This window comes from Modestobacter marinus, from assembly GCF_019799945.1.
In the GTDB taxonomy this organism is placed as follows: Bacteria; Actinomycetota; Actinomycetes; order Mycobacteriales; family Geodermatophilaceae; genus Modestobacter; species Modestobacter marinus_B.
The window spans coordinates 25,774-37,957 of the sequence record NZ_JABGCH010000016.1 but is presented as its reverse complement, the minus strand read 5'-3'; the positions used below and the strand labels follow the sequence as shown (position 1 = coordinate 37,957).

Annotated in this window: 10 protein-coding genes; 4 read left to right on the top strand and 6 right to left on the bottom strand. The window is 74.0% G+C overall.

Annotated elements, in window-relative coordinates:
* Window positions 1-18 precede the first annotated feature (18 nt).
* The 5 genes from HK417_RS14140 to HK417_RS14120 all read right to left on the bottom strand — a co-directional run bounded on the left by HK417_RS14140 (window position 19) and on the right by HK417_RS14120 (window position 5,344).
* Window positions 19-1,179 (bottom strand): DegT/DnrJ/EryC1/StrS family aminotransferase, encoded by a 1,161-nt coding sequence (locus HK417_RS14140; RefSeq protein ID WP_222267512.1) that lies wholly within the window; start codon window positions 1,177-1,179, stop codon window positions 19-21.
* A gap of 28 nt (window positions 1,180-1,207) precedes the next feature.
* Entirely contained in the window at window positions 1,208-2,206 is a 999-nt protein-coding gene (locus HK417_RS14135; RefSeq protein WP_222267510.1) for an NAD-dependent epimerase/dehydratase family protein, read from the bottom strand.
* The gene (locus HK417_RS14130; RefSeq protein WP_222267508.1) at window positions 2,203-3,258 is read right to left on the bottom strand and encodes a Gfo/Idh/MocA family protein; all 1,056 of its coding nucleotides are present in this window, start codon (window positions 3,256-3,258) and stop codon (window positions 2,203-2,205) included. Before HK417_RS14130 ends, HK417_RS14135 begins: the two co-directional genes overlap by 4 nt.
* 332 nt (window positions 3,259-3,590) lie before the next feature.
* Window positions 3,591-4,421 (bottom strand): 3-methyl-2-oxobutanoate hydroxymethyltransferase, encoded by an 831-nt coding sequence (gene panB, locus HK417_RS14125; RefSeq protein WP_222267506.1) that lies wholly within the window; start codon window positions 4,419-4,421, stop codon window positions 3,591-3,593.
* Between the two features lie 92 nt (window positions 4,422-4,513).
* Complete coding sequence (locus tag HK417_RS14120) at window positions 4,514-5,344, bottom strand: slipin family protein (RefSeq protein ID WP_222267504.1); 831 nt, start codon at window positions 5,342-5,344, stop codon at window positions 4,514-4,516.
* 222 nt (window positions 5,345-5,566) lie between these two features.
* On the opposite strand from HK417_RS14120, the gene glnA reads away from it, so the two are divergent.
* Genes glnA through HK417_RS14100 form a run of 4 tightly spaced genes read left to right on the top strand, consistent with a single transcriptional unit; the run spans window position 5,567 to window position 11,171 of the window.
* Window positions 5,567-6,907, top strand: a complete 1,341-nt coding sequence (gene glnA, locus HK417_RS14115) for a type I glutamate--ammonia ligase (protein ID WP_222267502.1) — start codon at window positions 5,567-5,569, stop codon at window positions 6,905-6,907.
* 45 nt (window positions 6,908-6,952) lie between these two features.
* A complete protein-coding gene (locus HK417_RS14110; protein WP_222267500.1) occupies window positions 6,953-7,699 on the top strand; it encodes a type 1 glutamine amidotransferase in 747 nt (248 codons plus the stop codon).
* Window positions 7,700-7,701: 2 nt separating this feature from the next.
* Window positions 7,702-10,824, top strand: a complete 3,123-nt coding sequence (locus HK417_RS14105; RefSeq protein ID WP_308123578.1) for a bifunctional [glutamine synthetase] adenylyltransferase/[glutamine synthetase]-adenylyl-L-tyrosine phosphorylase — start codon at window positions 7,702-7,704, stop codon at window positions 10,822-10,824.
* A gap of 5 nt (window positions 10,825-10,829) precedes the next feature.
* Window positions 10,830-11,171 (top strand): CDGSH iron-sulfur domain-containing protein, encoded by a 342-nt coding sequence (locus HK417_RS14100; protein WP_222267498.1) that lies wholly within the window; start codon window positions 10,830-10,832, stop codon window positions 11,169-11,171.
* On the opposite strand, the gene HK417_RS14095 is transcribed toward HK417_RS14100, so the two are convergent.
* Complete coding sequence (locus HK417_RS14095) at window positions 11,147-12,160, bottom strand: iron-containing redox enzyme family protein (protein WP_222267496.1); 1,014 nt, start codon at window positions 12,158-12,160, stop codon at window positions 11,147-11,149. The genes HK417_RS14100 and HK417_RS14095 overlap by 25 nt on opposite strands.
* Window positions 12,161-12,184 lie beyond the last annotated feature (24 nt).

Sequence of the window (12,184 nt, the reverse complement as noted above, 5' to 3'; positions counted from 1 at the left end):
CCAGGGGGTGGGAGGGGCTCACCGGACCACCGCTCGCAGCGCCGTGACCACTCGGTCCTGCTCGGGCTCGGTCATCTGGTGGTAGAGCGGCAGGATCAGGCTGTCGGCCGTCAACCGCTCCGTCGCCGGCAGCTCCCGTCGCGGCAGGTCCGCACAGGCGGGCTCGAGGTGGGCAGCCATGATCCCCCGGCGTGCGGAGATGCCGGCGCCGGCGAGCTGGGCGAGGACGTCGTCGCGCGACACCGGCAGGTCCGGGGGGAGGAGCGCCCAGCAGGACTGGTAGTTCGTCGTCCCCCACGGCGGATCGGCGACCAGCCGCAGCCCCGGCACGTCGGCGAGCAGTTCGCGGTAGCGGCTCGCCAGCTCCCGGCGCCGCGACACCATCGCGTCGATCCGGGTGAGCTGGACCCGGCCGATGGCGGCCTGCACGTCGGTCATGCGGAAGTTGAAGCCCGGTTCCAGGTACTGCTCGGGCGTGACGCTGCCCCGCGCGTGCCGGTCGGCCGCGCTGACGCTCATGCCGTGCTCGCGCAACCGGCGGGCCCTGGTCGCCACCTCGGGACTGCGGGTGGTGAGCATGCCTCCCTCGCCGGTGGTGACGAGCTTGCGCGGGTGGAAGGAGAACGCGGCCAGGTCGACGCCGGCGCCGACCGGCCGCCCGTACACCGTGCTGCCGATGGCGCAGGCGGCGTCCTCGACGACGGCGACGCCCCGCGGCTCGAGCAGGTCGCGGAGCGATCGGGTGTCGGCGGGGACCCCTGCCTGGTGCACCACGATGACGGCCCGCGTCCGGTCGGTGAGCACCGGTGCCACCGTGTCGGCGGTGAGGTTGCCCGTCGCGAGATCGACGTCGGCGAACACGGGTCGCGCGCCGACGTACCGGGCCGCGTTCGTCGTCGCGATGAAGGAGAACGACGGGACGACCACCTCGTCGCCGGGGCCGACGCCCAGCAGGTGCAGGGCCAGGTGGAGTGCCGTCGTGCAGTTGGACACCGCGACCGCCTCGGCAGCACCGACCCGTCGGGCGAACTCCTCCTCGAAGGCCCGCACACGCGGCCCCTGGGCGATCCACCCGGAGGCAACCGCCTCGGCTGCTGCTGCGACCTCCTCCTCGCCCAACCAGGGCCGCATGACCGGGATGGTCGTCAGGTCGGCGTCGGGCTGGGAGAGGGCTGTCATGGAACTCCTCGGATCTCGGCTGGCTCGGTCAGGGGGTGGCAGTCGCAACGGGCGCCTGCTCGGACAGCCACCACGCAACGAGGTCACGCAGACCCTCGTCCAGCCCGATCCGCGGCTCCCAGCCCAGGCGTTCCCGCGCGGCGGTGACGTCGGCCAGCCGCCGCGTCACCGCGTTGACCCGGCGGGCCTCACCGTGGACCGGCCCGAGGTCGGAGCCCATGGCCCTCACCAGTCGCTGCGCCAACTCCAGGAGGCTCGTCTCCTCGCCGGCGGCGATGTTGAAGACCTCGTCGGTCACGTCCGCCTTCGCAGCGAGGACGTTGGCGCGCGCGATGTCGGCCACGTGGACGAAGTCCATGGTCTGCCGGCCGTCCCCGAGGATCAGCGGCGGCTGACCAGCGCGGATCCGCTCCATCCAGCGGATGAGCACCTCGGTGTAGAGCCCGTGGATGTCCATCCGGGGCCCGTAGACGTTGAAGTAGCGCAGCGCGACGTAGTCCAGGTCGTACATCGCCTTGAAGCTGCGCAGCATCCCCTCGTTGAAGACCTTCGCCGCTCCGTAGAAGGTGTCGTTGTTGTACGGGTGGTGCCGCTCCGCCGTCGGGAACTCCTCGGCCTGGCCGTAGACCGACGCCGACGACGAGGCGATGACCTTCCTGACGCCGTGCTCGGCGGCTGCTTCCAGCACCGTGAACGTCCCGTCGACCAGGGACTCCAGGGCCAGCCGCGGTTCCTCGGCGCACTGCGTGATCCGCAGCGCCGCGAGGTGGAACACCACGTCCGCGCCCGCGGTCAGCTCGTGCACGGTCGCGATGTCCCGGATGTCGCCCTCGACGACCCGGACGACGCCGGGCGCCCGGGCGAGGGCGCCCTCCAGGTTGGCCAGCCGCCCGCGGACGAGGTTGTCGAGCACGACCACCTCCGCCGCACCGGCCTGCACCAGCTGGTCCACGACGTGTGATCCGATCGTGCCCGCCCCCCCGGTGACCAGAGCGCGGGTGCCGGCCAGCTCGACTGCGGCGCTCATGTCCGGTCTCCGAGGGGGACCGCGGCGCCCCCGGCCCGCAGGCTCTCGCTGGCCGCCTCGAGCATGGCCAGCACCCGCAGCCCCGAGCGGCCGTCGGTCAGCGGTGGACGTTTCTCGGTGATCGCCGCGGCGAACTCGGCCATCATGCTGCGCAACGCCTCCTTCTCCGGCAGCGCCGGGGCCACCATGTCGCCGACGCGGTAGGCGACGCGGGTCTGGGCACGCTGTTCCGGGCCGAGCGAGCCCGGGTCCCGAGCCTCGACGCCGCGGTCGTAGACCGACAGCCGCTGGGTCGGGTTGAGGTCGTCCCAGACGACCGTGCGCCGCGATCCGCCGACGATGGTCGTCCGCACCTTGGTCGGCGACAGCCAGTTCACGTGGACGTGGGCGATCGCCCCGTTGGACAACTGGATGGACAGGTGCGCCACGCAGACCTGCCCGCAGCCGAGGGGGTCGGAGCCCTGCGCCGCGACCGTCACCGGGCGCACGCCGTCGGGCAGGACGGTGTCGAGGATCGACAGGTCGTGCGGGCCCAGGTCCCAGACGACGTCGACGTCGGGCTGCACGAGCCCGAGGTTGATGCGCACCGAGTCCAGGTACTGCAGCGCGCCGAGCTCACCGCCGCGCAGCATGTCCCGCAGCCGCGTCACCGCGGGGGTGTAGCAGTAGGTGTGGTCCAGCATCAGCACCAGGCCGGCGTCCTCGGCGGCCTGCACCACCTTCATCCCGTCCGCCCACGTCGACGCCAGCGGCTTCTCGACGAGCACGTGCTTGCCGGCGGACAGCGCGGCGAGTGCGATGTCGACGTGCGTCGCCGCCGGGGTGGCCACCGCCACCGCCTGGACCGCCGGGTCGGCGAGCACCTCGTCCAGGTCCGTGCTGACCTGGACGGTGCTGTAGTCGCCCAGGACCTCCCGTGCACGGGCCGGGTCCAGGTCACAGAGGTACTCCAGCCGCAGTGCGGGAGTCGCCTGTGCGTTGCGGACGAGGTTGGGCCCCCAGTAGCCGGCACCCACGACAGCGATCCCGATCGAGCACGTGGAGAGGACCATCGACCTCGGCCGCCCCTTCTTGGCGTCGGGTGCTCACCGACCACGGACCCGGGACGACGTCCGGACCAGCCGTCGATCTGGGCCGGCACGACGGGTCACCCGCGGGCCGGCCGCGTGAACCTTCATGTGAGGCGCGGAGTCAACCGACGGCCGGACGAACCCGACAACGGTTTACGACGGGGACGACCCGGAATCCTGCTCGACCGTGGGTGTCGGGCGCGGTGGGTGATCGTGGTCCTACCGTTGGTCGACCAGCGCCCGCCGCGACCGGACACAGGGCGGCACCCATGTCACGGCGGTGAGGGTGGACGCCGTCGGCCACGGGCTGCTGCTCACTCGAAGGAGTGCTCCGCGGTCGGGAAGGCGCCGGTCCGCACCTCGGTGGCGTACTCCTGCGCCGCCCGCAGCAGCTCACCCCGCAGGTCCGCGTACTTCTTCACGAACTTCGGCACCCGCCCGCCGTTGAGCCCTGCCATGTCCGGCCAGACGAGCACCTGCGCGTCGCAGTCCGGTCCCGCGCCGATCCCGATGGTCGGGATGACCAGCTCCTTGGTCACCTGGCCGGCGGTCGCGGCCGGCACCATCTCCAGGACGACGGCGAACGCCCCGGCCTCCTGCACCGCGTGCGCGTCGGCGAGCAGCTGCTCCGCGCCCGTCCCGCGGCCCTGCACCCGGTAGCCGCCGAGGACGTGCTCGCTCTGCGGCGTGAAGCCCACGTGCGCCATCACCGGGATGCCCGAGCGGGTGAGCAGCTCGATCTGCGGGGCCACCCGGACGCCGCCCTCCAGCTTCACCGCGTGCGCGCCGCCCTCCTTCATCAGCCGGACGGCGGTGTCGAACGCCTGCTGCGGCCCGGACTCGTAGCTGCCGAACGGCAGGTCGGCGACCACCAGCGCCCGCCGGGTGGACCGGGTCACCGCCTTGGTCAGCAGCAGCATGTCCTCGACGGTGACCGGGACGGTGGTGCTGTGCCCGAGCACCACGTTGCCCGCGGAGTCGCCCACGAGCAGCACCGGGATGCCGGCGTCCTCGAACACCTGCGCGGCGTAGGTGTCGTAGGCGGTGAGCATCGCCCACCGCTCACCGCGCTCCTTGGCCTGCTGCAGGTGGTGCACCCGGACCCGGGTGGTCGACTGGCCGCCGTAGAGAACCGACTCGGTCATGCCTGCTCCTCCTGAGGTGACCGCGCTCGGCCGGGCGACCGGTGCCGTCGGCCAGATCCAAGTACACCGGGCGTCGCAGGCTGGGGGTGGGGTCACCCGCCGTCGGTCACCGAGGCCGGCCGGGGCGCCGGCACGCGGCCGTTGGCGGCCGGCGGCGCGGGCTCGGGGGGAGTGCCCCGCTCCAGGAAGCGCAGCAGCTCGACCGGGAAGGGGAGGACGACGGTCGAGTTCTTCTCCGCCGCCACCTCGACCATCGTCTGCAGCAGTCGCAGCTGCAGGGCCGCGGGCTCCGCGCCCATCACCGCGGCGGCCTCGGCGAGCTTCCGGGAGGCCTGCAGCTCGCCCTCGGCGGTGATCACCCGGGAGCGGCGTTCGCGCTCGGCCTCGGCCTGCCGCGACATCGACCGCTTCATCGTCTCCGGCAGGGCGACGTCCTTGATGTCCACCCGGTCGATGTGCACGCCCCAGTCGACCGCGGGGCTGTCCAGCATCAGCTCCAGGCCCTGGTTGAGCCGCTCGCGGTTGGACAGCAGGTCGTCCAGCTCGCTCTTGCCGATGATCGACCGCAGCGAGGCCTGGGCCACCTGGGCGATGGCGGCCTGGTAGTTCTGCACGTCGACGACGACGCGGACCGGGTCGTACACCCGGTAGTAGACGACCGCGTCGACCTTGACGGTGACGTTGTCCCGGGTGATGCCCTCCTGGGCGGGCACCGGCATCGTGATCACCTGCATGGTGACCTTGTGCAGCCGGTCGGCGACCGGCGCGATGAAGGTGAGCCCGGGACCGCGGATGTCCCCGTGCAGCCGGCCGAACCGCAGGACGACCCCACGTTCGAACTGGTCGAGCACCCGGACGCTCACGCCCAGGAGGGTCAGCAGGCCCAGCACCGCCAGCACGAGCACCGCCAGCACGACGTCCATCTCGGCCTCCGCCGCCGGCGCCGGGCCGGTCGCGCCGCTCGTGCCGGAACCGCAACGCCCCTGACGACGTGCTCATCGTAGGACGGCAGCCGGGACCTGGAGCCGTTCGCGGCGTCCCCGGGCGACCTCGGGTGGGGGTGCTGCTGTGCCCGGTCACCCCCACCAGGCAGGCTGGTGGGCGTCGTAACAACCCCGTCACGTCCGGAGGCCACGATGGCGAGCATGGACCGCCAGCAGGAGTTCGTCCTGCGGACCCTGGAGGAACGCGACATCCGCTTCGTGCGGCTGTGGTTCACCGACGTGTCGGGATACCTGAAGGCGGTGGCCGTCGCGCCCGCCGAGATCGAGGCGGCGTTCGCCGAGGGGATCGGCTTCGACGGCTCGGCGATCGAGGGCTTCGCCCGCATCTACGAGTCCGACATGCTCGCCAAGCCGGACCCGGGGACCTTCCAGGTCATGCCGGCCGCCCGCGGGGAGGCCAGCGACACGGCGCGGATGTTCTGCGACATCACGCTGCCCGACGGCTCGCCGTCCTGGGCCGATCCGCGGCACGTGCTGCGCCGGACCCTGGCCAAGGCCGCGGACATGGGGTTCACCTTCTACACGCACCCCGAGGTCGAGTTCTTCCTGCTCAAGGATCTGCCCAGTGACGGCAGCCCGCCCGAGCCGGCCGACACCGGCGGCTACTTCGACCTGTCCACCCACAACGTGGCGCACGACTTCCGCCGCGAGGCGGTCTTCGCGCTGGAGGCGATGGGCATCTCGGTGGAGTTCAGCCACCACGAGGTCGCCCCCGGGCAGCAGGAGATCGACCTGCGCTACGCCGACGCCCTGTCGACGGCGGACAACATCATGACGCTGCGGCACGTCGTCCGTGAGGTCGCGCTGGCCCAGGACGTCCACGCGACCTTCATGCCCAAGCCGTTCACCGACCTGGCCGGCTCGGCGATGCACACCCACCTGTCGCTGTTCGAGGGCGACCGCAACGCGTTCCACGACCCGGCCGACCCGATGCGGTTGTCGACGACGGCCAAGCAGTTCATCGCCGGCCTGCTCACCCACGCCGGCGAGTACACCGCGATCACCAACCAGACGGTCAACTCCTACCGCCGGCTGCTCGCCGGCACGGAGGCCCCGACGGCGGCGACCTGGGGCCGCGCCAACCGGTCGGCGCTGGTCCGGCTGCCCTCCTACAAGCCGAACAAGGGCCAGTCCGCCCGGGTCGAGGTGCGGTCGCCGGACTCGGCGTGCAACCCGTACCTGACCTTCGCGGTGCTGCTCGCCGCCGGGCTGCGGGGCATCGAGAAGGGCTACGAGCTGCCGCCGGAGGCGGAGGACGACGTCTGGTCGCTCACCGACACCGAGCGCCGCGCCGCCGGCTACCAGGACCTGCCGGTGTCGCTGGGTGAGGCGCTGACCGCGATGGAGCGCAGCGAGCTGGTCGCGGAGACCCTCGGCGAGCACGTGTTCGACTTCTTCCTGCGCAACAAGCGGGAGGAGTTCGGCACCTACCGCCGCGAGGTCACCCCGTTCGAGCTGCGGCGCTACCTGCCCGGCCTGTAGCCGGGATGCGGGGGACGCACCACGCGGCGCACTAACCTCGCAGGCGTGGCCCGTCTGCTCGTCGTCGTCCCGCACCACACCGACCCGCCGGCCCGCCTCGGGCAGTGGCTCCGCGAGGCGGGGCTCGAGCTCGACGAGCGGCACCTCAGCGCAGGTGACCCGCTGCCGGGTGACCTGACCGGGCACGACGGGCTGCTGGTGCTGGGCGGGCCGCAGTCCTCCCTCGACCCGGCCGAGGTGTCGCCGGAGCTGGTCGAGGTGCGCGCGCTGCTCGCGACGGCGGTCGCCGAGGACGTCCCGACCCTGGGCGTCTGCCTCGGCGCGCAGCTGCTGGCCCAGGTCGGCGGCGGCAGCACCCGGGTGGGCGTCGAGGGCCCCGAGGTCGGCGCCACCCTGGTGGCCAAGCGGGACGCCGCTTGCGCCGACCCGCTGTTCGCGCCGCTGCCGCTCTCGCCGGACGTGCTGCAGTTCCACCACGACGAGATCGACCGGCTGCCGACCGGGGCGACGCTGCTGGCCAGCAGCGTCCTCTACCCGAACCAGGCCTACCGGGTGGGGGAGCACGTGTACGGCATCCAGTTCCACATCGAGACCGACGACGCGATCATCCGCCAGTGGGCCGAGAGCGACTCGGTCGGTGTCGCCGCCAGCGGGCTGGGCATCGAGACCATCTGCGCCCGCGCGGCCGCCGTCCACCCCGACGTGGCCGAGGTGTGGGCGCCCTTCGCCGGCCGGTTCGCCGCCCTGGTGCAGGAGCACGCCCGCCGCCGACCGGCGCCGGTGGGGAACTGACGGTGACCACCGTGCCCCGGCGGACGCCCGAGGAGGAGGTGCCGCGGCGGGCCGTCGTCCGGCTGGTCCGCTTCGGGTTCGAGGACGGCGCCCGCGCCGCGCGGCTGCTGTCCGACCCCTCGCTGGGGCTGTGGGACCTCGAGCGCAACGAGCCCGCCGACCCCGAGGCCGGCCCGGTGGTCGCGGCGCTGGCCCGCGCCGGCGACCCCGACCTCGCCCTCCGGTCGCTGGCCCGGCTGGTCGAGGCCCTGGACGCCGACGACCCCGACGGCGGCCCCGCCGCAGCACTGCTCGCCCGGCTGCGCGGCTCGGGGCAGCTGCGCTCGCGGCTGCTCGCCGTGCTGGGCGCCTCGGCCGGGCTCGCCGACCACCTGGTCGCCCATCCGGGCGACTGGGTCGTGCTCGACACCGAGGACCGCTGGGCCGCCCGGCCCAGCGCCCAGGAGCTGCAGCAGCAGATGCTGTTCGCGGTGGGCGCCGACCCGGACGACCCGCCGTGGGGAGTGGGCCTGGGCGCCGCGGCCTCGGACACCGACCCCACCCGGGTCCGCGACCTCAAGCACGCCTACCTGCGGGCGGTCCTGTCGGTGGCCGGGCGCGACCTCGGTGACGGACTGCCCGCCGACGAGGTCGCCGCGGAGCTGGCCGACATCGCCGGGGCCGTGCTCGCCGCCGGGCTGGCGCTGGCCGTGGCCGAGCAGCCCGACGGGTCGGCGCCGTGCCGGCTGGCGGTCATCGCGCTGGGCAAGACCGGCGGCCGCGAGCTCAACTACGTCAGCGACGTCGACGTGGTGTTCGTCGCCGAGGCGCTGGCCGACGTGCCCGGCGGCCACGACGAGCCCGCGGCGCTGGCCACCGCCACCCGGGTCGCCGGGGCGCTCATGCGGATCTGCGGGCAGGCCGCCTGGGAGGTCGACGCCGCGCTCCGGCCGGAGGGCAAGGCCGGCGTCCTGGTGCGCACCCTCGCCGGGCACCGCGCCTACTACGAGCAGTGGGCCAGCACCTGGGAGTTCCAGGCGCTGCTGAAGATGCGGCCGGTCGCCGGTGACCCGGCGCTCGGCCAGGAGTACGTCGACGCGCTGTGGCCGCTGGTCTGGAAGGCCGGTGACCGGCCGGGCTTCGTCGGGGAGATCCAGGCGATGCGCCGCCGCGTGGAGAAGCACATCCCGGCCGCGCAGGCCGACCGGGAGCTGAAGCTGGGCCGCGGCGGCCTCCGGGACGTCGAGTTCAGCGTGCAGCTGCTGCAGCTGGTGCACGGCCGCGCCGACGTCTCGCTGCGGGTCGGCGGCACGATCCCCGCGCTCACCGTGCTCGGCGCCGGTGGCTACATCGGCCGGGACGACGTCGCCACGCTGATCGCCGCCTACCGCTTCCTGCGCACCGTCGAGCACCGCCTCCAGCTGCTCCGGCTCCGCCGCACCCACCTGATCCCGGTGGCCGACGACCAGCTGCGCTGGCTGGCCCGGTCGCTGGGCTACAAGCCCGACGCCCGCGGCGACTCGGTGGAGGTGCTCCGGGCGGAGCTCGCCCTGCACACCCGGGTGGTGCGCCGGCTGCACGAGAAGCTGTTCTACCGGCCGATGCTCAACGCGGTGGCCAAGGTCCCCGGCGAGCAGCTGCAGCTCGGGCCCAGGGCGGCGGGGGAGTGGCTGCGGGCGCTGGGCTTCGCCGACCCCGAGGGCGCGCTGCGGCACATGGGTGCGCTGACCGGCGGGCTGAGCCGCTCGGCGTCCATGCAGCGCTACCTGCTGCCGGTGCTCATCCAGACGTTCGCCGCCTGCGCCGACCCGGACGCCGGCCTGCTGGCCTACCGCCGGGTCAGCGAGGCGCTGGGCCGGGACCAGTGGTTCCTGCGGCTGCTGCGGGACGAGGGCCAGACCGCCGAGCGGCTCGCGCTGCTGCTGGGCTCCAGCCAGTACGTCGCCGGCCTGCTCACCCGCACCCCCGAGGCGATGCGGCTGCTCAGCGACGACGCGCAGCTGGAGCCGCGCTCGGCCGACACGCTCGCCTCCGCCTGGCGGCAGGCCGTCGCCCGGGCCGGCGACGCGACGGCCGGGGTGCGGGTGCTGCGCTCGCTGCGCCGCCAGGAGCTGCTGCGGATCGCCTGCGCGGACCTGCTCGGCCGGCTGGACGTCGTCCGGGTCGGCCGGGCGCTGCACGACGTCGCCGTCGCCACCCTGCAGGCCGGCCTGGACGCCGCCGTGCGCAACTGGGCGGCCGAGGCGGGCGTGGCGCCCGAGGACGTGCCGGCCGACCTCGCGGTCATCGGCATGGGCCGGCTGGGTGGGGCGGAGATGGGCTACGGGTCCGACGCCGACGTCCTGTTCGTGCACCGGGCGCGCGGCGGCACCGAGGAGTCCCGCGCGGCGCAGGCGGCCAACTCCGTCGCCCACACGCTGCGCCGGCTGCTGTCCGAGCCGGCGCCCGACCCGGCGTTCGAGGTCGACGCCAACCTGCGGCCCGAGGGCCGGCAGGGGGCGCTGTCCCGCAGCCTGTCGGCGTTCGCCGAGTACTACCAGCGCTGGGTGGCGATCTGGGAGGTGCAGGCGCTGCTGCGGGCCGCGCCGGTCGCCGGGGACGAGGAGCTGGGCCGGGCGTTCGTCGCGCTCATCGACCCGCTGCGCTACCCCGACGGCGGGCTGAACGCCGAGCAGGTGGCCGAGATCCGCCGGATCAAGGCGCGGGTCGACAGCGAGCGGCTGCCCCGCGGCGCGGACCCGGCCACGCACACCAAGCTGGGCCGCGGCGGGCTGGCCGACGTCGAGTGGACCGTGCAGCTGCTCCAGCTGCAGCACGCCGCCCGGGTGCCGGCGCTGCGGGTGACCCCCACCGTCGACGCGCTCGTGGCACTGCGGGACGCCGCCCTGCTGGACGCCGAGCAGGCCGACGCGCTGCAGACGGCCTGGGAGCTGGCCAGCCGCGCCCGCAACGCCGTCTTCCTGGTCCGCGGCCGGCCCGGGGACCAGCTGCCGCGGCAGGGGCTGGAGCTCAACGGCGTCGCCCGCGCCTGCGGCTACGGACCCGACGTGGACGCCGGCCGGTTCCTCGACGACTACCGGCGCGTCACCCGGCGGGCCCGGGCCGTGGCGGAGCGGGTGTTCTACGACCGTCCCGAGGGGAGCTGACCGGGTTGAGCACGGATCCCGAGGAGTCCGTCGACGTCTCCGACGAGCTGGTGCGGGACCTCCCGCCGTCCGACGAGCCGACGGCGACCATCACGCCGTACCGGGACGGGCCGCTGATCGTCCGCGGCGACTTCCGGCTGGTCGACACCGACGGCAACGAGATCGACCCCGGCCGGAAGACCGTCGCGCTGTGCCGGTGCGGGAAGTCGGCGATCAAGCCGTTCTGCGACGGCACGCACAAGCGGGCCGGTTTCCACTCCGGCAGCGCCCCGGCCCGCCCGCGGCCGGCGGCCCGGCTGTTCGGGGACACCGGCCGCGGGGATCAGGCAGCGAGCTCCGGTTCCTGACGGAGGGCCGACCGGCCCTGCTCCCAGGCGCCGAGCAGGTGGGTGGCGGCCAGGCCGTCCAGGACGAGGGAGCAGCGGGCCCCGAAGAGGACGTCGGCGGCCAGTGCCGGGGTCTCGGCCACCAGCGAGCCGCACATGTCGACCGAGGCGATCTGCTCGTGCACCGCGTCGGCCTCGACGTGCTCGTCGTAGAAGACGGTCGTGCGGTCCCCGAAGCCCAGCCGGCGCAGCCCCGAGGAGTACCGGCGGCTGGGCTCGGAGGAGGTCATCTCGACCGCGGCCAGGTGACCGAGGCACGCCCCGCGCCGGCGCCGGTGCAGCCCGAACAGGGACATCGTGTTGACCGCCGTGAACGCCACGGCGGGGGCGTCGTCCCAGAGCACGCCGTAACCGGGGTCGAGGCCGAGGTCGCGCATCATCCCGGCGAACAGCTGGCTGTGCATGCGCTCGGGCACGCCTCCGCCGTACTCGTCGGCCTGGATCTCGACCAGCGCGGCCTTGCTCCGCCCGGCGAGGCGGGGGATCGCCCAGGTGTGCGGGTCGCCCTCCTTGAGGTGGTACACCGACCGCAGGGTCAGGTACTCCCGCCACTGCTCCACGGTCCCGTGCCGGGCCAGGTACCGGGAGAGCGAGGGGCCGTCGTCGGCGGCGATCAGGGCGGCAAGCTGCTGGTCGACCGGGTCGTCGGTGACCTCGACGTCCCCGGCCAGCTCCCGCAGGGCGGTCAGGTGCCGCTCCTCGAGGCGGCCGCGCAGCCGCAGCAGCTCGGGGTCCCACTCCCACGCGTCGTCGACGCCGTCGAACCCGCGGTAGTGCAGCTCGTAGCAGATCGCGAGGCTCAGCTGCAGGTCGTCGTCGATGAGGACGTCGGGGACCGAGGCGAGCGCGGTCTCGGCGGCAGCGGTCGTGCGGGCGCCGAGCGTGTGCCCGGCGGCGAGGTCGGTCACCAGTGCGGCGCTCAGCGGGCCCCGTGGCTTGGGAAGGCGCATGACCGTGATCCTGCCCAGCCGGAC